The sequence below is a fragment of the Rhizobium ruizarguesonis genome (genome assembly GCF_017357285.1).
In the GTDB taxonomy this organism is placed as follows: Bacteria; Pseudomonadota; Alphaproteobacteria; order Rhizobiales; family Rhizobiaceae; genus Rhizobium; species Rhizobium ruizarguesonis.
Window position 1 is genome coordinate 4495474 of record NZ_CP071678.1, and the last position, 23427, is coordinate 4518900.

The window sequence follows — 23427 nt, forward strand, 5'->3', positions numbered from 1 at the left end:
TGCCGGTTCGTGTGGCAAGTCCCCTCTCCCCGTCAGAACGGGAAGAGGGTTAGGGTGAGGGGCAAATGCTCCGGAGCGAAATATCAAATCACAGCGTGCAGGATACGCAGCCCTGCACCTCGGTGCCGGACAGCGCCATCTGGCGAAGGCGGATGTAGTAGATCGTCTTGATGCCCTTCTTCCAGGCATGGATCTGCGCCTTGTTGATGTCGCGCGTCGTTGCCGTGTCGCGGAAGAACAAGGTCAGCGACAGGCCTTGGTCGACATGCTGGGTCGCCGCCGCATAGGTGTCGATGATCTTCTCCGGCCCGATTTCATAGGCATCCTGATAATAATCGAGATTGTCGTTGGTCATGAATGGCGCCGGATAATAGACGCGGCCGATCTTGCCTTCCTTGCGGATCTCGATCTTCGAGACGATCGGATGGATCGAGGAGGTCGAGTGGTTGATATAGGAGATCGAGCCTGTCGGCGGCACCGCCTGCAGGTTCTGGTTATAGAGGCCGGAGGCCATCACCGCCTTCTTCAACGCGGCCCAGTCTTCCTGCGTCGGAATGTGAATGCCTGACGTCTCGAACAGCGCCCTCACCGTCTCCGTCGCCGGCTCCCAGCGCTGCTCCGCATATTTGTCGAAATATTCGCCGGAGGCATATTTCGAGTCCTCGAAGCCCTTGAAGCTCTGGCCCCGCTCGACCGCCAGCAGGTTCGAGGCGCGGATTGCGTGATAGGTCACCGTATAGAAATAGATATTGGTGAAATCGACGCCTTCCTCGGAGCCGTAGAAGATGCGTTCGCGGGCGAGATAACCGTGCAGGTTCATCTGGCCGAGGCCGATCGCATGGCTCTCGTCATTGCCCTTCTCGATCGAGGGAACCGAAGAGATGTGGCTCATGTCGGAAACAGCCGTCAGCGCCCGGATCGAGGTTTCGATCGTCTTGCCGAAATCGGCCGAATCCATTGCCGCCGCGATATTCAGCGAGCCGAGATTGCAGGAAATGTCCTTGCCGAGATGCTTGTAGGAGAGGTCGTCATTATATTCGCTCGCCTCGCTCACCTGCAGGATCTCCGAGCAGAGATTGCTCATCGAGATGCGCCCGGCGATCGGGTTCGTCCGGTTCACTGTGTCCTCGAACATGATGTAGGGATAGCCGCTCTCGAACTGGATTTCGGCAAGCACCTGGAAGAATTCGCGCGCCTTGATCTTCTTCTTGGAGATGCGGGCTTCGTCCGCCATCTCGCGGTACTTTTCCGTCACCGAAATCTCGGTGAAGGGCACGCCATAGACGCGCTCCACGTCATAGGGCGAGAACAGGTACATGTCCTCGTTGTTCCTCGCGAGTTCGAAGGTGATGTCGGGCACGACGACGCCGAGCGAAAGCGTCTTGATGCGGATCTTCTCGTCGGCATTTTCGCGCTTGGTATCGAGGAAGCGCATGATATCGGGGTGGTGGGCATTGAGATAGACGGCCCCCGCGCCCTGCCGTGCGCCGAGCTGGTTGGCATAGGAGAAACTGTCTTCGAGCAGCTTCATGACAGGGATGATGCCCGACGATTGGTTCTCGATATGCTTGATCGGCGCGCCCGCCTCGCGGATATTCGTCAGCGACAGCGCCACGCCGCCGCCGCGCTTCGACAATTGCAGCGCCGAATTGATCGACCGGCCGATCGATTCCATATTGTCTTCGACGCGCAGCAGAAAGCAGGAAACCAGTTCGCCGCGCTGCTTCTTGCCGGCATTGAGGAAGGTCGGCGTCGCCGGCTGGAAGCGGCCGGAAATGATCTCGTCGACCATGTCGCGGGCAAGGGTCTCGTCGCCGCGCGCCAAGGCCAGCGCCACCATGCAGATGCGGTCCTCATAGCGCTCGAGATAGCGCTTTCCGTCGAAGGTCTTCAGCGTATAGCTGGTGTAATATTTGAAGGCGCCGAGGAAGGTCGGGAAACGGAACTTCTTGGCATAGGCCTGGTCGAACAGATCCCGCACGAAATTGAAGGAATACTGGTCGAGAACCTCCTGCTCGTAATAGCCCTCGGTCACGAGGTAATCGAGCTTTTCCCGGAGATTGTGAAAGAACACCGTGTTCTGGTTCACATGCTGCAGGAAATACTGCTTGGCCGCCATTCGATCCTTGTCGAGCTGGATCCGCCCCTGATCGTCATAGAGGTTCAGCATCGCATTCAGCGCGTGGTAGTCGAGCGTTTCCGCCGCTTTCAAAGGGCGTTCGCCGGCGGGATGAGCAAAAGTGTTATGCGGTTTTGCGCCCGCATCCCGCGTCAGAGTTGTTCCCGTGTCCAAAACCGTTCCATTCCGTGTTTGACGTTGGCGACATCCGCTTCTGTGCCCAGCAGTTCGAACCTGTAGAGGTAAGGCACCTGGCACTTCCTTGAGATCACGTCGCCGGCGAGCCCGTATGTTTCGCCGAAATTGCTGTTGCCCGCGGCAATCACGCCGCGGATGTGTCCTCGATTTTCCGTATCGTTGAGGAAACGGATCACCTGCTTGGGAACGGCATCCTTGCCGCCGTCGCCGCTATAGGTCGGCACGATCAGCACGAAGGGTTCGCGGATATGGAACGCGTCCGCGCCACTTGACGGAATGCGCGCCGCGCGCAGTCCGAGCTTGGCGACGAACCGATGGGTGTTCTCGGACCGGCTGGAATAATAGACGATCAGGCCCATCGCCTTTCCTCAGGAAAGCGCGCTGATCATGTCGGGACGGAAGCCGGCCCAATGCCGCTCGCCGGCGATGACGACAGGCGCCTGCATGTAGCCGAGGCTGCGGACCCGATCGAGCGCTTCGGCATCCTCAGAGATATCGACGATGTCATAATCGACGCCCAACCGGTCGAGGGCGCGGTAGGTGGCAGTGCACTGGACGCAGGCAGGCTTGCTGTAGACGGTAATGGTCATGATATTCCTCGTGACGACGCGATTGGGACGCAGGACATTGATCGGAAATCTGTCGATATCCGTCGAAAAATCTCTGGTGATTTGAGCTATGCGGCTGTTTAGCCGCTGGGCGTACTCCGCCCTCTACCTCTAGCGGGTGGCGGCCTGAACTGAGATACTGACATGACTTCACCCCGAAGTGGCTCAATGCGAAGGTTTCGGGGGCGGAGGCTCGGGCCCGCGAAACGCGATGCGGACATTCCCCGCAGCCATGCAACGCGACCTTCCGGACACCCCGCCCGTGGACGTTTCGTTCGAGGCAGGTCTCCTGGCTCACGGGTCAAAGCACCCTGCCCCAGCCTTCCCGGAGCATCATGCTCCAGTGACCTGAAATCGGACAGTTGCTCGCCGCTTACAGTTGCGGGGGCAGCTCCGGCATTGCCGCGCCATGATGGCGAAGCGCACCGTATTCCCGTCTTAGCCGCCGATCCTCACGAATCGACGGAACCTCGAACACTAGATATGGTACGCGAATCGCTGATTGCGTCAACAGATTGTTGTGGCGGCACAGCAATGGCGACAACGAATCGCCGTGCCTGTGTATGATGTGGATAACGAAGCGTTAACGGAAAAGCGCTGTGGAGAACCCGTTCATAAAAGGAGCCCGCAAAAGCCGGCTCCTCGAGATGTTGCGGAGATTTAAGCGCCCCTCACCGACCCATGGTCCGCAACACATGAGCGGCGGCGACCATGTTGACGAGCGCCGGACGCACTTCTTCCCATTTGCGGGTCTTCAGGCCGCAATCCGGATTGACCCATAATTGCCCATCGGAAAGCCGACCGCGGGCAAGCTGCATGAGCTCGGTCATCTCGCCGACCTCGGGAACGCGCGGCGAATGGATATCGTAGACGCCGGGGCCGATTTCGTTCGGATATTTGTAGCTTCGGAAGGCTTCCAGCAGCTCCATCTTCGAACGGGAAGTCTCGATGGAGATGACGTCGGCATCCATCGCGGCAATGGCATCGATGATCTGGTTGAACTCCGAATAGCACATATGCGTATGGATCTGCGTCTGGTCGGCAACGCCGGTCGAGCACAGGCGGAAGCTTTCCACCGCCCAGTCGAGATAGGTCTTCCAATCGGCCTTTCGCAGCGGCAGGCCTTCGCGAAGGGCTGCCTCGTCGATCTGGATCATCGCCGCGCCCGCCTTTTCGAGATCGATCACCTCGTCGCGGATCGCCAGCGCGATCTGCCGGCTGACATCTGCACGCGCAAGATCGTCGCGGACGAAGGACCAGTTGAGGATCGTCACCGGTCCCGTCAGCATGCCCTTCACTGGCTTTTCCGTCAGCGACTGCGCGTAGCGCCACCATTCCACCGTCATCGGCTTCGGGCGTGAGACGTCGCCGAAGATGATCGGCGGGCGGACATAGCGCGAACCGTAGCTCTGCACCCAGGCATGGGCGGTGAAGGCGAAGCCTGAAAGCTGTTCGCCGAAATACTGCACCATGTCGTTGCGCTCGAACTCGCCGTGAACAAGCACGTCGAGGCCGATCTCCTCCTGCCAGCGGATCGCCGATTCCGTCTCTTTTTTCAGGAAGACTTCGTAGTCGGCTTCGCTGATTGCACCCTTTGCATAGGCCGCGCGCGACTTGCGCACTTCCGATGTTTGCGGGAACGAGCCGATCGTCGTTGTCGGGAAGAGCGGCAGTCGCAATCGGTCACCCTGAAGCGCTTTGCGCGAGAGGAATGCGCGACCCCGGCGTTTCATCCTTCCGTCGATGCCTGCCACTCGCGCCGTAACTGCGGCATCATGAACCCTCGAGGAAGAGGCGCGGGCAGCGACGGCGCGCAAAGACGCTTCAAGGGCACCGATGACGCCGCTCCGGTCCAAGGCCCCGCTGCCGAGCACGGCAAGCTCGTCCAGCTTCTGCGTCGCAAAGGCGAGCCATGTTTTCAGCTCGCCATCGAGCCCTGTTTCCAGCTCGAGGTCGATCGGAACGTGAAGAAGGGAGCAGGACGGCGCGATTTGAAGTCGATGCTCACCTAACCTGGAAACCAACGGCACGATCCTGTTCAGGATGGCGTTGAGATCGGCCCGCCAAATGTTGCGTCCGTCGATGACACCGAGCGACAGCACGAGGCTGTCCGGCGCCTTTTCCAGGAGGATCTCGATCTGCTGCGGCCCGCGCACCAGATCGACATGAAGGCCTGCGACCGGCAACTTAAGTGCGGCCGGAAGATTGTCGCCCATATCGCCGAAAAAGCCGACAAGCATGATCTTGAGATCCGGCACTACTTCGCCGAGTGCCCGATAGGTCTGGCTGAGCGCGGCGCGCTCTCTGTCAGAAAGATCGAGGACGAGGCATGGCTCGTCGACCTGTACCCAGTCGGCACCCGCCGCTCTCAACTCGGCAAATATCCTGGCATAGACCGGCAGCAGCCGATCGAGCAGTTCGACCGTGCCGAACCCTTCCTCCGTGGATTTGGCGAGCTTCAGGAAGGTGACCGGCCCGAGAATGACCGGCCGCGTGTGAATGCCGAGCGCCTTCGCCTCCAGGAACGCCTCCAGCGGCTTGTTCGCCGTCAGCGTGAAGGGCTGGTCACGCCTGAGTTCCGGAACCATGTAGTGGTAGTTGGTGTCGAACCATTTCGTCATCTCCAGCGCCGGCACCCCGTGGCCGTGGTGGAGATGGCCGCAATCGCCGTGATGGCTCTCGCCGGTCGAGCCGCGCGCCATCGCGAAATATGTGTCGAGATCGACCGGGCCGCCTTGCCATCCATAGACGGCCGGGATCGCGCCTACCATCGCCGCGAGATCGAGAACGTGATCGTAAAGCGAGAAGTCATTGGAGGGGATGACGGCGATCCCCTTCTGCTGCTGAAGCTTCCAGTTCTCGGCGCGCAGCTTTTTCGCCGTTTCCAGAAGTGCGGCCGCGTTGCTCTTGCCGGCCCAATAGCTTTCCAGCGCAAATTTCAGTTCGCGATGGCTTCCAATTCTTGGAAACCCGAGATTTGCAGTCTTGATGCTCATTTCCTTACCCCGAGGGTTATGGGCAAGGCATTGGCGAGACGCATCGACGAACGGACGCAAGGGTACCGTTTCGCAGAAAGCGGCACACCGGGACACCTCGCCCGTGGACGTTATCAATCGCGGCAGGTCTCCTGGCTTGCGGGTCGCTGCCACCGTCCAGTCTTCCCGGGCGTCTCCCCAGTGACGTCAATTGGACGGCGGCTCTCCGCCTACAGTTGCGGGGGCAGCTTCGGATTGGGCGCTGGGCACCGCACCGAATTCCCTCTTAGCTCCGGACCGAATCCGGAGAACCACGATGCCGCTAGAATGCGCCCGCAAGTGGATATCGTCAATAGACATAAAGGAATGTTTATATCTTTATCCGAAGCAACCGCAGCGCGTTGATCGTCACCAGTACGGTAGCGCCGGTATCGGCAAGGATCGCTGGCCAGAGCCCGGTGATGCCAGCGATCGTCGTCACCAGAAACACCGCCTTCAGCCCGAGTGCGATGGTGATATTCTGCAGGATGTTGCGCATCGTGCGTTTGGAAAGTTCGATCATCCGCGCCACGTCGCCAACGCGTCCGTGCAGCACGGCGGCATCCGCCGTCTCCAGCGCCACATCGGTGCCGCCGCCCATGGCGATGCCGATATCGGCAGCGGCCAGCGCCGGAGCATCGTTGATGCCGTCGCCGACCTTGGCGACGATGAAGCCCTGGCGCTTCAATTCGCCGACGACCCGCTGCTTGTCCTCCGGCATCATCTCGCCGCGCCAGTCGATGCCGAGCATGCCGGCAACGGCTGCTGCCGTCCGCTTGTTGTCGCCCGTCAACATCATCGCCTTGACGCCTGCTGATTTGAGGGCAGCGAGCCCGGCCTCGGCATCCTCACGCGGCTCGTCGCGCATGGCGATCAGGCCGGCCGCAATACCGTTGACGAGCAGCACCGACACGCTCTTGCCCTCGTCGTTCAGCGCCGTGATGCGTGCATCCTGTTCCGCGCTGAGCGTCCCGCGCTCGCGGGCGGCAGGCGGCGACAGCAGATCCAGCGTCTCACCGCCGACTTTGCCGCTGACACCCTTGCCCGGCAGCGCTTCCAGCTCGAAGGCCGGCGGCACGGGAACGCCGTCCGCCTTGGCGCGGTTGAGGATCGCCAGCGCCAGCGGATGGCTGGAACCCCGCTCCAGCACCGCCGCGCGCGACAGCACCTGCGCCTCGCTCAGGCCAAAGGAAATGATGTCAGTCACCTGAGGCTTGCCTTCCGTCAGCGTGCCTGTCTTGTCGAAGGCGACCATCGTCACCTTGCCGAGCGTTTCCAGCACCGCGCCGCCCTTCATCAAGAGTCCGCGCCGCGCACCTGATGAAAGCGAAGCGGCGATCGCCGCCGGCGTCGAGATGACGAGCGCGCAAGGGCAGCCGATCAAGAGGATGGCAAGGCCCTTATAGACCCATTCGCCCCACGGCCCAGCGAACAGCAGCGGCGGAACGACCGCGACGAGCGCTGCGACCACGACCACGCCGGGCGTGTAATAGCGCGAAAACCGATCGATGAAGCGTTCGGTCGGCGCCTTCGATTCCTGCGCTTCCTCCACCAGTTTGACGACGCGGGCGATGGTATTGTCGGCCGCGGCCGCCGTGACGCGAACCCTGAGCACCGCATCGCCATTCACCGTGCCGGCGAAAACGACGGCATCGACGCCCTTGCGCACCGGCGTGCTCTCGCCCGTCACCGGCGCCTCGTCGATCGCACTCTCGCCTGAGATGATGATGCCGTCCGCGGAGATCCGGTCGCCGGGACGCACCATGATGATGGCGCCGACCGCAAGGCTTTCGGCCGGCACCTCCCGTGTCTGCCCATTGTCTTCAAGCAGCGCACTCTTCGGCACCAGACCCGTCAGCGACTGGATGCTTTCGCGCGCCTTGCCCGCAGCCACCCCTTCCAGCAATTCGCCGACGAGGAACAGGAACACGACGGTTGCCGCTTCCTCCCCGGCATTGATGATGACGGCGCCGACGGCGGCAATCGTCATCAGCATCTCGATCGAAAAGGGCGTACCTGAGAGAGCTGCCATGACGGCGCGGCGCGCGATCGGCACCAGCCCGACCAACATGGCGACGATGAAGGCGTAGGGCGCGATCGCAGGCACCAGATGGCCGACGGCGTAGGCGACAACGAGCGCCACGCCCGAAAGAATGGTCAGCCGGCCTTTCTTGCGCTGCCACCACGGACCGGCCATCGGCGCATGGTCGTGCCCATGCAGGCCTTCGATTTCCTTTTCGCCGTGATCATGGTCATGGCTCGCATGATCGTGGTTTGCATGATCGTGGTTTGCATGATCGTGATCATGACCTGCGTGATCGTGGCCTTCATGGCCGTGATCATGGCCGGCATGATCGCCGTGATCGTGGTCGTCATAATGGTGTGAGCCGTGTTCCCGCGCAGGCGCAGCGCTTCCAGCAAGCGGCGCGACGGAATAGCCGAGCCCCATCACCCTCTTCTCGATCACCTTGAGATCGCTGCTGCCATCGTGCCGGACGGTCATCGTGCCCGCCATCACCGAGACGGAAACATCGGCGACACCCGCCACGCGTCTGACCGCCGTATCGATCTTGGTTGCGCAGGCGGCGCAATCCATGCCGCCAACCCGGTATCGTGTCTCGCTCTCAGCCATCATCCGCTTCCTTGTCAAACAGAAGCATCTCTCCTACATCCTCTAGCGACTAGAGGTGCAAGAGGAAAATCATGAAAAAGATCACGATTGGTGAAGCTGCGCGCCAAAGCGGCGTCAAGGTACCGACAGTCCGTTATTATGAGAGCATCGGCCTGCTCGCGGCGCCGAGCCGCAGCGAGGGCAACCAGCGCTCCTTCGAGCCTGCCGATATCAGCCGTCTCGCCTTCATCCGCCATGCCCGTGAGCTCGGCTTCGAGATCGAGGCGATCCGCACGCTGCTCACCCTGCAGGATGATCCGCACCAGTCCTGCGCCTCGGCCGACGCCATCGCCAAGGCCCGCCTCATCGAGGTCGAGCAGCGCATCCGCAGCCTGATGGCGCTGAAGGCCGAGCTGGAAACCATGGTGGAAGGCTGCGGCCACGGCCGCGTCGACCAATGCCGCGTCATCGAGGTGCTCGCCGACCACGGCCAGTGCACGCATCCGCACCACTGACCGCTGCCCTTGCAGGCGGTCCCCGCTCGCGCCAAAACTGAATGCAGACAGAATCGGGCGAAGACATCAATGAACCAGAAGCGGATCGCGATCATCGGCGGCGGCCCGGCCGGTCTCGCGGCTGCCGAGCTGCTTTCCCGTCCCGGTCATGCGGTGACGGTCTACGACGCCATGCCGACCCTCGCCCGCAAGTTCCTCTTGGCCGGCAAGTCGGGTCTCAACATTACCCATTCCGAGGATTATGCCCGTTTCACCACGCGCTTCGGCGCGGCCTCTGCCCATCTGCGCCCCGCTCTTGATGCCTTTACCCCTGATGACATCAGGGATTGGGCAGCAGGGCTCGGGACCGAGACCTTCGTCGGCTCGTCCGGCCGGGTGTTCCCGAAGGTGATGAAGGCCTCTCCTTTGCTGCGCGCCTGGCTCAGGCGGCTGGAGGCACAGGGCGCCACGCTGCGCACCCGCCACCGCTGGACCGGTTTTGCCGAAGACGGCTATGTTTTCGAAACGTCCGAAGGGCGCAGCATCGTCCATTGTGACGCAGCCCTGCTCGCGCTCGGCGGCGCAAGCTGGCCGCGCCTCGGCTCCGATGCAAGCTGGCTGACTCGGCTATCGGAAAGAGGCGTCGAGATCGAACCCTTTAAGCCCGCCAATTGCGGCTTCACCGTCGGCTGGAGCGGAAGCTTCAGCGAGCGTTTCGCCGGCGAGCCGGTAAAGTCGGTCACCGCAACATCCGAGGCCGGCACGTTTCCCGGCGAATTCGTCATCACCGGGAGCGGCATCGAGGGCAGCCTGATCTATGCCCACACCGCCAGCCTCCGCGACCGGCTGCTGACCCACGGCAGCGCTGCCCTGACGCTCGACCTCGCACCCGGCCGCACCATCGAGAGGCTGAGCCGCGACCTTGCCCGGCAGGATGCCAAATCGAGCTTTTCAAACCGCCTGCGCAAGGGCGCTGGCCTCGACGGCGTCAAGGCGGCGCTGCTGCGCGAACTCGCTCCCGAGCGCGACCGCACCGATCCCGAACGTCTCGCCGGCATGATCAAGGCCCTGCCGGTGCCGGTGATCGAAACCCGCCCGATCGCCGAAGCGATCTCCTCGGCCGGCGGCATCCGCTGGAGCGGCATCGACGACAGCTACATGTTGAAGGCGCTGCCGGGCACCTTCGCCGCCGGTGAGATGCTCGACTGGGAAGCGCCGACCGGCGGCTATCTCCTCACCGCCTGCCTGGCGACCGGCCGGGCGGCAGCACGCGGCATAGAAGCCTGGTTGCAGTGCAGAGCATGATGCCGAAAAGTGTGATCGGTTTTCGGACGACATCATGCTCCAACTCTTAACTTAGAACAGGATTCAGATTTTAGGCCGACCCGGCCTAAAATGATCCTGTTCTAGGCGCAGGCAGTCATCAGCACCGAGTAAGGTCATCCCTGGATCAGGCCGAGGCCGGACGGAATGTCATGGCGAGCCCATTCATGCAGTAGCGAAGCCCGGTTGGCTTCGGGCCGTCATCGAAGACATGGCCGAGATGCCCACCGCAGCGGCTGCAGTGCACGGCATTGCGCACCATGCCGAAAGTCGTGTCGCTCGTGGTGCCGACGGCTTTTTCGAGCGGCGCCCAGAAGCTCGGCCAGCCGGTGCCGCTGTCGAATTTGGTGGTCGATGAAAAGAGGTCCTGGTCGCAGCCGGCGCAGGCGAAATTGCCCTTTCGCTCCTCATGCAGCAAGGCACTGGTGAAGGGCTGTTCCGTCCCCGCCCGGCGCAGGATGACATATTGATCCGGCGTCAGCAGCTTGCGCCATTCCTCGTCGGTATGCGTCACAGCAAACGTCTCGGCGGCGATCGCCTTGCCGGCCAGGCCCAAGTGAACCGCAAACACCCCAAAAGCGGCGCCCATCAGCAACAATCGTCTATTCAGCATGGTCGGATCTCCTCGTCTGGCAAACCTTGCTTCCGTATAGAACTACGAGAGAGAGGGGTCATTTGTTACGCCATGGCCGCCCAAACACCGAAATGTGATTTCCGCCATTGTCGTCAGGAAGAGCCGCATGCTGACGACCGCCAGTACCGGCCGATTGCAAACCAGCCGCTTTTCCATCAGAATGTGCTGAACTTCGGTGGGAGGAGCCGATGCACGAACACTCAGCGCACGCCGAGCACGTCTACACGTCTGCCCAGCGCGATTCTGCGGCGGCCAGTTCTCCCGTTGTCGCCTCATGGCGGCGGTGCATGACCATGCACCAGCTCGCCCCCGAGGACCAGCGGGCTCCACTGCGCCTCACCGACCAGGAATTCCGCCGCGCGCGCGAGCAGTCCGAACAGCTGATCGCCAGCGCGACGGAAGAGCTCGATCGTCTCTTTACCACCGTTGGCAGGGCCGGCTGCTGCCTGCTTCTGACCGACAAGAACGGCATCGCCCTGGAGCGCCGGGGCGCTGCCGGCGACGACAAGGAATTCCGCGAACTCGGCCTCTGGACCGGCTCGGTGTGGACAGAGGCCAGCATCGGCACCAACGGCATCGGCACCGCACTTGCCGACGAGCGTGCCGTCGCCATCTTCCGCGATCAGCATTTTTTCTGCTCGAATACCAGCCTCAGCTGCACGACGGCGCCGATCCGCGATCATCGTGGCCGGGTGGCAGCAGCCCTCGACATCTCCACATGCCGCGAAGACGTCAACGAAATGACGCTGGCAATCCTGACACAGACCGTACGCGATGCGGCAATGCGCATCGAACTCAACCTTTTCCGCTCGGCCTTTGCCGGCGCGCGTTTCCTGATGGTCCCGGCCGGCGCCAATTCCGCCGCCGCCCTGCTTGCCGTCGACAGGCACGATCTGGTGCTCGGCGCGACGCGCGCCGCCCGCATCGCACTGCAGTTGGACGACAAGCGCATCGCCGCCGGCATTCCTGCCGCCGATGCCCTGCACGAAGCCCGAGTCTCCCAGCAGGACGAGATCGTCGAGGCGGAGAAGGCGGCACTGCTGCGGGCGCTGTCGCGCGCCGGCGGCAATGTCTCGCAGGCTGCGATCGCGCTTGGCATCAGCCGCGCAACGCTGCACAGGAAGATGAAGAAGCTCGATCTCCACTGATCAGGGTAAAGGTTCCGCACCTGGAGCAATCGTGACGCGATGCTGTCGCAGGTCTGCGACACTGTGCACTGCGGTATGGAAGACCCACCCTATTCCCTCCGCCAAAATATGCACATTTTCCTCCCACTGGTTCGTTTGGGAACCTGGATCATCAAGGGAGGATGACATGCTTCATCAGAAAATCGTCGAGTCGCCGTTCAAACTGAAATACGGCAACTATATCGGCGGCGAATGGCGCGAGCCGGTCGAGGGGAAATACTTCGAAAACCTCACGCCCGTCACCGGCGGCAAGCTCTGCGACATTCCCCGCTCCAATGAAAAGGACATCAATCTCGCGCTCGACGCCGCCCATGCGGCTAAGGAAAAATGGGGCCGCACCTCTGCGGCGGAGCGCTCCAATATCCTCATGAAGATCGCCCAGCGTATGGAAGACAAGCTGGAATTGCTCGCCCAGGCCGAGACCTGGGACAACGGCAAGCCGATCCGCGAAACCATGGCCGCCGACATTCCGTTGGCGATCGACCACTTCCGCTACTTCGCCTCCTGCATTCGCGCCCAGGAAGGTTCGATCGGCGAGATCGACCACGATACCGTCGCCTATCACTTCCATGAGCCGCTCGGCGTCGTCGGCCAGATCATTCCGTGGAACTTCCCGATCCTGATGGCCACCTGGAAGCTGGCACCTGCGCTTGCCGCCGGCAACTGCGTCGTGCTGAAGCCCGCCGAACAGACACCGGCCTCAATCCTGCTCTGGGCCGAACTCGTCGGCGATCTCCTGCCACCCGGCGTGCTCAACATCGTCAACGGTTTCGGCCTCGAAGCCGGCAAGCCGCTGGCGACCAGCCAGCGCGTCGCCAAGATCGCCTTCACCGGCGAGACGACGACAGGCCGGTTGATCATGCAATATGCCAGCCAGAACCTCATTCCGGTGACGCTGGAGCTTGGCGGCAAATCGCCGAACATCTTCTTCGCCGATGTGATGGCCGAAGACGACGACTTCCTCGACAAGGCGCTCGAAGGCTTTGCGATGTTTGCCCTCAACCAGGGCGAAGTCTGCACCTGCCCGAGCCGCGCCCTCGTCCAGGAATCCATCTACGACCGCTTCATGGAAAAGGCCGTCAAACGCGTCGAGGCGATCAAGCAGGGCAACCCGCTCGACACCGCGACAATGATCGGCGCCCAGGCCTCGACGGAGCAGCTGGAAAAGATCCTCGCCTATCTCGATATCGGCAAGCAGGAAGGCGCGGAAGTGCTGACCGGCGGCTCGCGCAACGATCTCGGCGGCGAGTTGGCGAATGGCTATTACGTCAAGCCGACGATCTTCAAGGGTCACAACAAAATGCGTGTGTTCCAGGAAGAAATCTTCGGACCGGTTGTTTCGGTCACGACCTTCAAGAACGAGAAGGAAGCGCTCGAAATCGCCAACGACACGCTCTACGGTCTCGGCGCCGGTGTCTGGAGCCGAGACGCCAATCGCTGCTACCGCTTCGGCCGCGAGATTCAGGCCGGCCGCGTCTGGACCAACTGCTACCACGCCTATCCGGCCCATGCCGCCTTCGGCGGCTACAAGCAGTCGGGCATCGGCCGTGAAACCCACAAGATGATGCTCGATCACTACCAGCAGACCAAGAACATGCTGGTGAGCTACAGCCCGAAGGCACTCGGCTTCTTCTGAGATACTCAGCATGACGGGAGGGTCTTAAACCCCTCCCCAACCCCTCCCCACAAGGGGGGGCTTACCATGCGGCCCTCGCTGTATTCACTCTTGAGGCGCAGCATATGCAGCCGGCTTGTTGTTTTGCCAGCCGGTGCCACAGCTTAGCCCCTCCCCCTTGTGGGGAGGGGAGTTCTCCCCCAAAACTTTGGAGGCAGCCATGGAAACCACCGTCAACGGCGAAGCGCGTGTTCTCGCAACCGACACAGCTCTCGATTTGATCGCAGAAATAAAGCGGGATCATCCCGAGATCCTCTTCCACCAGTCCGGCGGCTGCTGCGACGGCTCGTCGCCGATGTGTTATCCGGCTAACGAATTCATGATCGGCGACAGCGACGTCAGGCTCGGCGAGATCGGCGGCGTGCCGGTCTATATCAGCGCCAGTCAGTTCGAGGCGTGGAAGCATACGCAGCTGATCATCGACGTCGTTCCCGGCCGCGGCGGCATGTTCTCGCTCGACAATGGCCGCGAGAAACGCTTCCTGACTCGTTCCCGCCTCTTCGGCGGCGGCGAGGCCTGCGCAGTGCCTGATGTCAAGGTCAGGGCGGTCTGATGCTGTCGCCCGCCGGGTGGGAATTTCGCCTGTAGTATTCCCATAGTACCTGCTCTCCACAGCTCTTTGCTAATCTCCGCCAGTTGGTTTCAAAGGGAGGAAACGATGCCAGCCTCAAAGATCCTGATGATCACCGGTGACTTCACCGAAGATTACGAAACGATGGTGCCGTTCCAGACGTTGCTTGCCTGCGGCTATACCGTCCATGCCGTTTGCCCCGGCAAGAACGCCGGCGAGACTGTCGCCACCGCCATCCATGATTTCGAGGGCGACCAGACCTATTCGGAAAAACGCGGCCATAATTTCACGCTGAACGCCACCTTCGACAGCGTGCGCGCCGAAGATTACGATGCCCTCGTCATTCCCGGCGGCCGTGCGCCCGAATATCTGCGCCTCAACGCCGACGTCATCAAATCCGTCCGGCACTTCTTCGACGCCGGAAAACCCGTTGCCGCCATCTGCCACGGCGCGCAGCTGCTTGCCGCTGCCGGTGTGCTGAAGGGCCGGACCTGCTCGGCCTATCCAGCCTGCCGGCCGGAAGTCGAACTTGCCGGCGGCATCTATGCCGATATCGAAATCACCGATGCAGTCTCGGACGGCAATCTGGTCACGGCGCCCGCCTGGCCGGCGCATCCGTCGTGGCTGCGCCAGTTCATGGCCGTGCTCGATGCCACAGCACTGCTCGAAACCAACGCCGCCTGAGGAGGGCGGCACTGGGGAGGACGATATGTGTGAACTCTTCATCAAGGCGGATGCTCGGCTCTGGGAAAGCACCACCCGGTCGCTGCGCATCGACGGCATGGTCACCAGCGTCAGGTTGGAGAACTTCTTCTGGGCGAAGCTGGAGGAAATCGCCCGGCGTGACGGCATGAATGTCGTCCAGCTGATCACCCGGCTGCATCATGAATCGATCGATGCCGGCCACGATCTCGGCAACTTCACGTCCTTCCTGCGGGTCTGCTGCGCTCGCTATCTCGACCTGCAGCTCACCGGTGACATCCCGGCAGATGTCACCCGTCCGATCTCAGGCCTCGACGCACCTGTCATCCTCGGCCGCGAACGGGCGAAGTATCACTGAAATCAGATCCGACAGACGATCAAGGACGAACGGCCCGCGGATAGCTCCGCGGGCCGTTCCGCAAACATCTGACCTTGTCCTGGGCGGCGGGCTTGCGCTGCCGCGCAGCCTGGATCAACAATGTGGGCAGCGTCCAGCGCGGGCACCGTCAGGAGATCGATTGCCATGAACGAACAGAAAGCCGTGATCGTGACGGGAGCCGGCGGCAACCTCGGCAGCGCTGTTGTCCGCGAGCTTGCCAGCGCCGGCGCAAAACTCGTCTGCATGAACCGTTCGGGCAATGAGCTGGAAGCCTTGGCCGGCGATCTTCCAGCTTCCACCGAATTTCTGTCGATCGCGGGAACGGATCTCACCGATTATGCCTCCTGCGCCGCCGCTGTCGCCCGGGCCGTCAAGCGCTTCGGCGGCGTTAGCGCGTTGGTCAACACCGTCGGCGGTTTCCAGATGGGACCGGTCGGGCCGGAGGCACCCGCGCAGTGGGAGACGATGATGACCGCAAACGCCCGCACTGCCTTGACGATCAGCGCCGCGGTTCTCCCGACCATGAAGGCCGCGGGCTACGGCCGCATCGTTCATATCGCCGCCGCACCCGGCCTGAAGGCCGGCGCCAAGCAGGCCGCTTACGCCGCCTCCAAAGCCGCCGTCATCCGGCTGACCGAGGCGATCGCTGCCGAATGCCGCGACGACCGCATCACCGCCAACTGCATCCTGCCGGGCACGATCGACACGCCTGAGAACCGCGCGGCCATGCCCGATGCGAAGACGGACGGCTGGGTATCGCCGCAATCGATCGCCCGCCTCATCGCCTTCCTGATTTCGCCGGCAGCAGCTGTCGTGACCGGCGCGGCAATCCCGGCGACCGGCCGCGAATAATCGAAGACGCGGCGTGAGCAGCCGCCGCAACGCACTACAACCGCCCGCGCCGCGCGTTCGCCGGGCCTCGTCTTGCCCTCTGTTTTAGCAGTCCCTGTCAGGAAACAATGGATGATGAGAATAGAGACACCTGCAAGTTTTAGTCAGTGACACACGATCTGGCTTGAGGTTCGGTTCGCCTTAAGGCAGCCTCGTCTCGGCCTGCTCATGGGACGGGCAGGAGACAGTGGGCGGACACAATGGTTTTGATGATCGCATTGCGGCGACATTTGACGGAAGACGGGTGGCTTCAATGACGGACGGCCCGGCATTGCGCGCCGTCGGCGCAAACAGCCTGATACGCGAGGAATGGTTCCTGGGCGTCAGCGTCGCGACGAGCTTGGCGTTTTTTGTTTTCCAGGAGCAGCTCTTCGGGCAGCTTTCCGATCCGCTTTGGTTCACTGTCGTTTTCGCGTGGCTGTTTGCTGCCGTCCTTGGCTCCGCTCTGTCGGTTGTCCGGCACGCGGATCATTTGGCTGAGCGGCTGAAGGAGCCCTACGGCACGCTCATTCTGACGCTTGCCATCACCTCGATCGAGGTGATGGCAATATCAGCCGTCATGCTTCACGGCGAGAACAATCCCACGCTTGCGCGCGACACCCTGTTCGCAGTCGTCATGATCATCCTGAACGGCATGGTCGGCCTGTCCTTGCTGCTGGGCGCATGGCGGCGACCGGAACAACAGCATAACCTGCAGGGCGCCAACGCCTATCTCGGGGTCATCGTACCGCTGGCGACCCTAAGCCTGGTGATGCCGACATTTCTTGCGGGGCCGGACGGACAGCATCCATCTGCACCAAGACAACTGATACTGGGTATAATATCGGTCGGCCTTTACGCTACGTTTCTGTTTCTTCAGGCCGGCCGCCATCGCGACTATTTCACCGACGACAGCAACCGTCACGAGCGCATCAGTGAACGTGTCCCTCGACATGGACCGGTCTGGCCTCATGCCATTCTGCTTTTCGCCCATATGGGTCCTGTCGTCTTTCTAGTCGAACAGCTTGCCCGGCCGATCGATTACATTATCGAAACCCTGCATGCCCCAACCGCATTTGGCGGTGTTGTCATGGCCATCCTCGTCGCGACGCCTGAAGCAATCAGCGCCGTGCGTGCATCCATCGCCAATAATCTTCAGCGCTCCGTCAACATTTTCCTTGGTTCGGTGCTGTCGACGATCGGGCTGACGGTGCCGGCGATGCTCGTTGTCAGTCAGCTCTACGGACACCCCGTGACACTCGGCCTGGAGCATGGAGATCTGGTGATGCTCCTGCTCACTCTTGCTGTCAGCATCATCACCTTTGCCAGCGGCCGCACGCATCTCATGCAAGGCGCTGTCCATCTGGTGCTTTTCCTGGCTTACGTGTTGCTGATATTCCAGCAATGAAACCCGCCCGATGGCGGCCGCGCGAGATCAGGAAAGTAAAGAGTTCCGCGCTTGGTCTGTCTTCAGCTATGATGACGGGGGCTTTGCATAGCTTGCAAGCAATCGCGGTGGCTGCAGGACCTACATGGCGAATGGAGACCGGCCGTGGACTCACTGTTGGTTGGCGGGCTTGTATTTGTTTTTCTGTCGACGGCGACGTCGACAGGATTGATCGTGCGTGCCCGATTGCCCAATCACCATCTCAATGCGGAATCCAAGGACGTCATCAGGCTGGCGACCGCAGTAGTGGGAACGCTGTCGGCCTTGGCGCTCGGCCTTCTGATCGCATCCGCCAAGTCGTCCTATGACAATGCCGAAGTGGAGATGAGAACGGCAGCCGCACGGATACTGCTGCTTGATCGCGTCATGGCGCAATACGGGCCGGAAACCGACAATGCGCGTCAATTGCTGCGTGAACTCATCGAGAAACGGCTGAGCCGCGGCTGGACTGCCGAAACCACCGACGAGACATCCGGCAAGGCCGTGGGAGAATATCAGGATATAGAGACGGTTCAAAGCGACCTTCGATCGCTGGCGCCGAAGGATGCGGCGCAGCGCGCTCTCCAGGCCCGTGCTCTGGAGGTAAGCGGCATGGTGGCCGAAACCCACTGGCTGCTGGTCGAATCCGGGAAAGAGGGTTTGCCCTGGGCCTTCCTTACCGTTCTCGTCTGTTGGCTCTCGCTGCTTTTTGCGACCTTCGGACTGCAGGCGCCGGCCAATCCGACGGTGCTGTCAATTCTGTTCGTCTGCGCCCTATCTGTCGCGGGCGCGATCTTCCTGGTTTCGGATATGGCCAATCCATATGTCGGGCTGGTCCATGTTTCGGATGCGCCTTTGCGGTCCGCTATAGAGCGCCTCGGGAAACCCTAGCCACATCATGGCGTCCGTCGAGGATGAGCTTCGACACAGTTTAATTGTGCACCAGCAGCTATTGCAATTTTTAGCAATGCCGCGACATAATATCGCATGCCCGGAACTTTTCGGAGAGGGGCCGTCTCCGCCGAGGCACGCATGAAGACTACAGCGCCGCGCGTCTTTTCAGACGCGCAAAGGACGCTGTAGATCTTTGAAATTACTGCAGTAGGCTCGTAAACATCGGGGCGGCGGCAATGCGTGTGAGATTGTATCAGGGTCTGCACCTGTCTGTGGTGCTCGCCGGCATGGCAATTCTCGCTGGCTGTGAGGAAAGCGGCAACACTTACGTTGCCCCTCCTCCACCTCCGGTTCGAGTCGCCCAGCCGGTCCAGCAACCGGTGACGCTCTATTTCGAACTCACCGGCAATACGGCACCACTCAATTCCGTCGATATCGAGGCGCGCGTCCAAGGCTACGTCCAATCGATCGACTACCAGGACGGCATGACGGTGATGAAGGGCACCAAGCTCTTCGGAATTGAGCGCAACACTTATCAGGCGCAACTGGATCAGGCGAAGGCATCGCTCGCCTCGCAACAGGCGTCTCAGGTCGGCGCGCAACAGGAATACGACCGACAGCTCAATCTGTCGAAGCAACAAGTCACCACGCAGACCGCCGTCGATAGCGCCAAGGCGACGCTCGACGAGGCGAATGCGTCCATCCTCAACGCTCAGGCCAATCTCGATCTCGCGACGATCAACCTCGGATATACCGAAGTGCTTGCCCCCTTCGACGGTACCGTCACCGATCACCTCGTCGATATCGGCGCACTTGTCGGCGTATCAGGCCCCACCAAGCTTGCCAGCATCGTTCAGACGGATCCGCTTTATGCCTATTTCAACGTCAGCGAAACACAGGTGCTGATGATCAAGGAAACGCTGGCAAAGCAGGGACACACCTTCAAGCAGACGGATCTTCCGAGTTTCCCGGCAGAGCTCGGCCTGCAGACGGAAGAAGGCTACCCACACAAGGGACATCTCGATTATGTATCGCCGCAGCTCGATGCCTCCACAGGCACGCTTCAGGTACGCGCCCTGTTCGACAACAAGGACCGCGCCATGCTGCCCGGTCTCTTCGTGCGCGTTCGGGTGCCGGTCGGCCATAACGACAAGGCTCTGCTAGTGCGCGACGATGCGATCGGAACGAACCAGCTGGGCAGCTACCTGCTCGTTCTCGGTAAGGACGACGTCGTCGAGCAGAAACAGGTCAAGACCGGCCAGCGTGAAGGTTCGCTCCGTGTCATCGACTCTGGCCTCGATCCGGCCGACTGGGTCGTAACCCAAGGTATCCAGCAGGCCATCCCCGGCAGCAAGGTCACGCCCGAGAAGATGGAAATGAACCCGCCGGCAGCTGCCGCCGGCGATACCAAGGCAAAGACCACCACCACGCAATGAATTCGCCACCATGCTTCATCTGACCGTCTAAGGACAACAGCATGATCTCGCGCTTCTTCATCGAGCGACCGGTACTCGCCAACGTTCTGGCGTTGGTCTTCGTGCTCATCGGCGCGGTAGCCCTGTTCCAATTGCCAGTGGCGCAATATCCGAATGTCGTTCCGCCGACGGTGCAGGTGACGACGCGTTTTCCCGGTGCCAGCGCCAAGACCCTCGTCGATACCGTCGCCCTGCCGATCGAGCTGCAGGTCAACGGCGTGCAGGACATGCTCTACATGCAGTCGACGAGCGCCAGCGACGGCACCTATTCGCTGACAGTAACCTTTGCCATCGGAACGGATCCCGATCAAGCGCAGGTTCTGGTGCAAAACCGCGTCGCCATAGCAATGTCATCGCTTCCCGAAGCGGTGCAGGTTCAAGGCGTCACGACACAAAAGAAATCGACGGCGATTCTCGGCTTCGTCACCCTGACCTCACCCGACAGCCGCTATGACAGCCTCTTCCTGTCGAACTATGCCGTCATCAATCTGCAGAATGAACTCGCCCGCCTGCCGGGTGTCGGCAACGTCACCGTGTTCGGTGCCGGCCAGTATGCCATGCGTATCTGGATGGACCCGAACCTGCTGCAGGCGCGCGGTCTGACACCGCAGGATATCGTCAACGTGGTGCAGCAGCAGAGCCAGGAGGTCACCGCCGGCCAGATCGGCATTCCGCCGGTGCCGAAGGGGCAGATCTTTCAATACACGCTGAATGTCAACGGCCGGCTGAATGAGGCTGCCGACTACGAGAACATCATCGTCAAGGTCGAAAGCGGGGAAGGCGGCCGCGTCACGCGCATCCGCGATATCGGCCGCGTCGAACTCGGCGCGCAGACGTACAGCCAGTCCTTCATGCAGAACGGCCGGCCGGCGGCCGGCATCGGCATTTTTCAGCTGCCGGAGGCCAACGCCATTGCGGTGGCGCAGGAGGTGGGCGCAAAAATGCAGGAGCTTTCGAAGAGCTTCCCACAGGGCCTTGAATATCACGTACCGTTTGACACGACGAAATTCGTCAAGGCATCCATCGACGAGGTTTATGTCACTTTGATCGAAGCCGGCGTCCTCGTTCTCATCGTCATTCTCGTCTTCCTGCAGGATTGGCGGGCAATGCTCGTGCCGGCGACCACAGTTCCGGTCACCATCATCGGCGCCTTCGCGGCCATGGCGGCATTGGGCTTCACCGTCAACCTGTCGACGCTGTTTGCCATCGTTCTCGCCATTGGCATCGTCGTCGATGATGCCATCGTCATCGTTGAGGGTGTCGCCCGCCACATCGAGGCGGGCCTGTCCGGCCGACAGGCGGCCGAGAAGGCGATGGAGGAACTCCTCGGTCCGGTCATCGGCATTACGCTGGTGCTGATGGCCGTTTTTATTCCGGCCGCCTTCCTGCCCGGCCTGACCGGACAGCTTTATCGGCAATTCGCCCTCGTCATCGCCGCCACGGCGCTGATCAGCGCCATCAATGCCGTCACGCTGAAACCGACGCAATGCGCCCTTTGGCTGCGGCCGCCGGTCCCGCCCGAGAAACGCAACGTCTTCTATCGCGGTTTCAACAGGGTCTACGACAAAGGCGAACGCGGCTATGCCGGGCTGATCGGATCGATGACCCGCCACGCCGGTGTCATGGCCATAGCGGCAATTGTCCTGATCGGGGTCGCCGTCTGGGGCCTCACCCGTCTGCCGACCGCGTTCCTGCCCGTCGAGGATCAAGGTTACGTGCTGATCAGTGCACAACTGCCTGACGGTGCCTCGAAGGAGCGCACCGATGCCGTGATGAACGAGGTCGGCAAGATCGCCGAAGCCACACCTGGCGTCGATCAGGTGCTGACGATCAGCGGCATTTCCGTTCTCGACAACAATGCCAGCCTGCAGAATGCCGGCGTGGCCTATGTCGTGCTGAAAGATTGGGACGAGCGCGGCAAGCAGAAGGGGGAGGATCTGCTGTCGATCTACCAGCATCTGAACGGCGCGCTGCAAAGGGTGCTCGCCGCCAAGACGCTGGTGGTCGTGCCGCCTCCGATCCAGGGCGTCGGCAATGCCAGCGGCTTTACCATGCAGGTCGAGATCAAGAACGGCATTTCCGACTACCCGCTGCTGCAATCGCTTGCCGATACGATCGTCAAGAACGGCAGTGCCCAATCGTCGCTGCAAAGGCTGAGCACGCCTTTTCGCTCGAACGTGCCGCAACTCGCAGTCGCCGTCGACCGCATCAAGGCGGAGACATTGGGGGTTACCGTGGGTCAGGTTTTCTCGGCGCTCTCCGGCTACGTCGGCTCGAGCTATGTGACCCAGTTCAACAAATTCGGCCGCACCTTCCAGGTCTATGCGCAGGCCGCTTCCGATTTCCGGGTCAGCCCGGATGACATTCGCAATCTGAAGGTCAAGGCCGGTGACGGGACAATGGTGCCGCTCGGCACGGTCGTCGATGTCACGACGACGCAAGGCCCCTCCCTGATCAGCCTCTACAATCTCTACCCCTCAGCAACAATCGTTGGCGGGCCGGCCGCCGGCTTCAGTTCGGGCCAGTCGCTCGATGTCATGGAACAGATTGCCAATCGAACGCTGCCGCCGGGCGCCGGCTTCGAATGGACGGCGCTGTCCTATCAGGAGAAGGCCGTGGGCGGGCAGATCTATTTCGTCTTCGCGCTCGCCATGCTCCTCGTCTATTTCGTGCTCGCCGGCCAATATGAAAGCTGGATCTTGCCGCTGGCAGTCATACTTGCCGTGCCGCTCGCCCTCCTCGGCACGGTGGCGGCCCTGACGGCAGCGGGCGTTGCCAACAATCTCTATACGCAGATCGGCCTCATCCTGCTGATTGCGCTTGCATCGAAGAATGCCATTCTCATCGTCGAATATGCGCGGGAAAAGCGGGCGGAAGGCATGGAAATTCTGGATGCCGCCGTCGAGGCCGCCCGCCTGCGTTTCCGGCCGATTCTGATGACGTCCTTCGCCTTCATTCTCGGTGTCCTGCCGCTGGTGCTGGCGACAGGCGCCGGCGCATCCGCCCGCAAGTCGATCGGCATATCGGTCTTCAGCGGCATGATCGCCTCGACCTGCCTCGCCGTGCTCTTCGTACCGTCCTTCTACGTCCTGCTGCAGCGCCTCGAGGAATACTGGAAAGGGCGCATAAAGACCGCGGCCGTCGCGGAGGCGGAGATGCCGAAGGTTCAGTAAGGCTGTTGCAACAGCCTGTCGCGCAATCACCTGCGGTTTCACGCGGAGGCAGGTTTCTGCTGAGGTCTCTTCAC

Annotated in this window: 18 protein-coding genes and 2 riboswitches; of the genes, 12 read left to right on the forward strand and 6 right to left on the reverse strand. The window is 61.5% G+C overall.

What is annotated here, in order from left to right:
* Positions 1–88: 88 nt before the first annotated feature.
* The 5 genes from nrdE to J3P73_RS22050 form a co-directional block, all read right to left on the reverse strand.
* Positions 89–2293 carry a class 1b ribonucleoside-diphosphate reductase subunit alpha gene (gene nrdE, locus J3P73_RS22030; protein ID WP_130692803.1) on the reverse strand — a complete coding sequence of 735 codons (2205 nt, stop codon included), beginning with the start codon at positions 2291–2293 and terminating at the stop codon, positions 89–91.
* Entirely contained in the window at positions 2272–2676 is a 405-nt protein-coding gene (nrdI, locus tag J3P73_RS22035; protein WP_018495572.1) for a class Ib ribonucleoside-diphosphate reductase assembly flavoprotein NrdI, read from the reverse strand. The genes nrdE and nrdI overlap by 22 nt, the downstream gene beginning before the upstream one ends.
* 9 nt (positions 2677–2685) lie before the next feature.
* On the reverse strand, positions 2686–2907 hold the full coding sequence (gene nrdH / locus J3P73_RS22040) for a glutaredoxin-like protein NrdH (protein WP_003582512.1): 222 nt from the start codon (positions 2905–2907) through the stop codon (positions 2686–2688).
* Positions 2908–3187: 280 nt separating this feature from the next.
* A riboswitch (cobalamin riboswitch) is annotated at positions 3188–3413 on the reverse strand.
* Positions 3414–3596: 183 nt separating this feature from the next.
* On the reverse strand, positions 3597–5921 hold the full coding sequence (metE, locus tag J3P73_RS22045) for a 5-methyltetrahydropteroyltriglutamate--homocysteine S-methyltransferase (protein WP_130692807.1): 2325 nt from the start codon (positions 5919–5921) through the stop codon (positions 3597–3599).
* 104 nt (positions 5922–6025) lie between these two features.
* Positions 6026–6231: riboswitch (cobalamin riboswitch) on the reverse strand.
* A gap of 39 nt (positions 6232–6270) precedes the next feature.
* The gene (locus tag J3P73_RS22050; protein ID WP_130692809.1) at positions 6271–8571 is read right to left on the reverse strand and encodes a heavy metal translocating P-type ATPase; all 2301 of its coding nucleotides are present in this window, start codon (positions 8569–8571) and stop codon (positions 6271–6273) included.
* A 71-nt stretch (positions 8572–8642) separates the two neighbouring features.
* Here J3P73_RS22050 and J3P73_RS22055 point away from each other — a divergent pair, with 71 nt between their 5' ends.
* Together J3P73_RS22055 and J3P73_RS22060 are read left to right on the forward strand one after the other, a co-directional pair.
* Positions 8643–9065 (forward strand): MerR family transcriptional regulator, encoded by a 423-nt coding sequence (locus J3P73_RS22055; protein ID WP_027689385.1) that lies wholly within the window; start codon positions 8643–8645, stop codon positions 9063–9065.
* Between the two features lie 69 nt (positions 9066–9134).
* Positions 9135–10349, forward strand: a complete 1215-nt coding sequence (locus tag J3P73_RS22060; RefSeq protein ID WP_130692811.1) for a TIGR03862 family flavoprotein — start codon at positions 9135–9137, stop codon at positions 10347–10349.
* A gap of 145 nt (positions 10350–10494) precedes the next feature.
* Here J3P73_RS22060 and msrB read toward each other — a convergent pair whose 3' ends face one another.
* A complete protein-coding gene (msrB, locus tag J3P73_RS22065; protein WP_027689387.1) occupies positions 10495–10980 on the reverse strand; it encodes a peptide-methionine (R)-S-oxide reductase MsrB in 486 nt (161 codons plus the stop codon).
* A 209-nt stretch (positions 10981–11189) separates the two neighbouring features.
* On the opposite strand from msrB, the gene J3P73_RS22070 reads away from it, so the two are divergent.
* From J3P73_RS22070 to J3P73_RS22115, 10 genes are all read left to right on the forward strand, one after another.
* Positions 11190–12149 carry a helix-turn-helix domain-containing protein gene (locus J3P73_RS22070; protein WP_130692813.1) on the forward strand — a complete coding sequence of 320 codons (960 nt, stop codon included), beginning with the start codon at positions 11190–11192 and terminating at the stop codon, positions 12147–12149.
* A gap of 166 nt (positions 12150–12315) precedes the next feature.
* Positions 12316–13824, forward strand: coding sequence for an aldehyde dehydrogenase (gene adh / locus J3P73_RS22075; protein ID WP_017968031.1), 1509 nt, complete (start codon positions 12316–12318; stop codon positions 13822–13824).
* A 199-nt stretch (positions 13825–14023) separates the two neighbouring features.
* Positions 14024–14416 carry a DUF779 domain-containing protein gene (locus tag J3P73_RS22080; RefSeq protein WP_130692815.1) on the forward strand — a complete coding sequence of 131 codons (393 nt, stop codon included), beginning with the start codon at positions 14024–14026 and terminating at the stop codon, positions 14414–14416.
* A gap of 105 nt (positions 14417–14521) precedes the next feature.
* Positions 14522–15118, forward strand: coding sequence for a DJ-1/PfpI family protein (locus J3P73_RS22085; protein WP_018068177.1), 597 nt, complete (start codon positions 14522–14524; stop codon positions 15116–15118).
* 25 nt (positions 15119–15143) lie between these two features.
* Positions 15144–15494 carry a ribbon-helix-helix domain-containing protein gene (locus J3P73_RS22090; protein WP_018495581.1) on the forward strand — a complete coding sequence of 117 codons (351 nt, stop codon included), beginning with the start codon at positions 15144–15146 and terminating at the stop codon, positions 15492–15494.
* 165 nt (positions 15495–15659) lie between these two features.
* Positions 15660–16367 (forward strand): SDR family NAD(P)-dependent oxidoreductase, encoded by a 708-nt coding sequence (locus J3P73_RS22095; protein ID WP_018068175.1) that lies wholly within the window; start codon positions 15660–15662, stop codon positions 16365–16367.
* Positions 16368–16659: 292 nt separating this feature from the next.
* On the forward strand, positions 16660–17793 hold the full coding sequence (locus J3P73_RS22100) for a calcium:cation antiporter (protein ID WP_018485506.1): 1134 nt from the start codon (positions 16660–16662) through the stop codon (positions 17791–17793).
* 144 nt (positions 17794–17937) lie between these two features.
* Positions 17938–18702 carry a bestrophin-like domain gene (locus tag J3P73_RS22105; protein WP_018068173.1) on the forward strand — a complete coding sequence of 255 codons (765 nt, stop codon included), beginning with the start codon at positions 17938–17940 and terminating at the stop codon, positions 18700–18702.
* A gap of 239 nt (positions 18703–18941) precedes the next feature.
* Positions 18942–20141 (forward strand): efflux RND transporter periplasmic adaptor subunit, encoded by a 1200-nt coding sequence (locus J3P73_RS22110; protein ID WP_130656330.1) that lies wholly within the window; start codon positions 18942–18944, stop codon positions 20139–20141.
* 41 nt (positions 20142–20182) lie between these two features.
* Entirely contained in the window at positions 20183–23353 is a 3171-nt protein-coding gene (locus J3P73_RS22115) for an efflux RND transporter permease subunit (RefSeq protein ID WP_130656331.1), read from the forward strand.
* Positions 23354–23427: the final 74 nt, after the last annotated feature.

Bases quoted from the DNA above. Each gene is read 5' to 3' on its own strand.
- J3P73_RS22070 (WP_130692813.1), top strand. From the start codon at position 11,190: ATGCACGAACACTCAGCGCACGCCGAGCACGTCTACACGTCTGCCCAG.
- J3P73_RS22100 (WP_018485506.1), top strand. From the start codon at position 16,660: ATGACGGACGGCCCGGCATTGCGCGCCGTCGGCGCAAACAGCCTGATA.
- J3P73_RS22115 (WP_130656331.1), top strand. From the start codon at position 20,183: ATGATCTCGCGCTTCTTCATCGAGCGACCGGTACTCGCCAACGTTCTG.
- nrdH (WP_003582512.1), bottom strand. From the start codon at position 2,907: ATGACCATTACCGTCTACAGCAAGCCTGCCTGCGTCCAGTGCACTGCC.
- J3P73_RS22090 (WP_018495581.1), top strand. From the start codon at position 15,144: ATGTGTGAACTCTTCATCAAGGCGGATGCTCGGCTCTGGGAAAGCACC.
- adh (WP_017968031.1), top strand. From the start codon at position 12,316: ATGCTTCATCAGAAAATCGTCGAGTCGCCGTTCAAACTGAAATACGGC.
- nrdI (WP_018495572.1), bottom strand. From the start codon at position 2,676: ATGGGCCTGATCGTCTATTATTCCAGCCGGTCCGAGAACACCCATCGG.
- metE (WP_130692807.1), bottom strand. From the start codon at position 5,921: ATGAGCATCAAGACTGCAAATCTCGGGTTTCCAAGAATTGGAAGCCAT.
- J3P73_RS22110 (WP_130656330.1), top strand. From the start codon at position 18,942: ATGCGTGTGAGATTGTATCAGGGTCTGCACCTGTCTGTGGTGCTCGCC.
- J3P73_RS22085 (WP_018068177.1), top strand. From the start codon at position 14,522: ATGCCAGCCTCAAAGATCCTGATGATCACCGGTGACTTCACCGAAGAT.
- J3P73_RS22080 (WP_130692815.1), top strand. From the start codon at position 14,024: ATGGAAACCACCGTCAACGGCGAAGCGCGTGTTCTCGCAACCGACACA.
- J3P73_RS22055 (WP_027689385.1), top strand. From the start codon at position 8,643: ATGAAAAAGATCACGATTGGTGAAGCTGCGCGCCAAAGCGGCGTCAAG.
- J3P73_RS22095 (WP_018068175.1), top strand. From the start codon at position 15,660: ATGAACGAACAGAAAGCCGTGATCGTGACGGGAGCCGGCGGCAACCTC.
- J3P73_RS22060 (WP_130692811.1), top strand. From the start codon at position 9,135: ATGAACCAGAAGCGGATCGCGATCATCGGCGGCGGCCCGGCCGGTCTC.
- msrB (WP_027689387.1), bottom strand. From the start codon at position 10,980: ATGCTGAATAGACGATTGTTGCTGATGGGCGCCGCTTTTGGGGTGTTT.
- J3P73_RS22050 (WP_130692809.1), bottom strand. From the start codon at position 8,571: ATGGCTGAGAGCGAGACACGATACCGGGTTGGCGGCATGGATTGCGCC.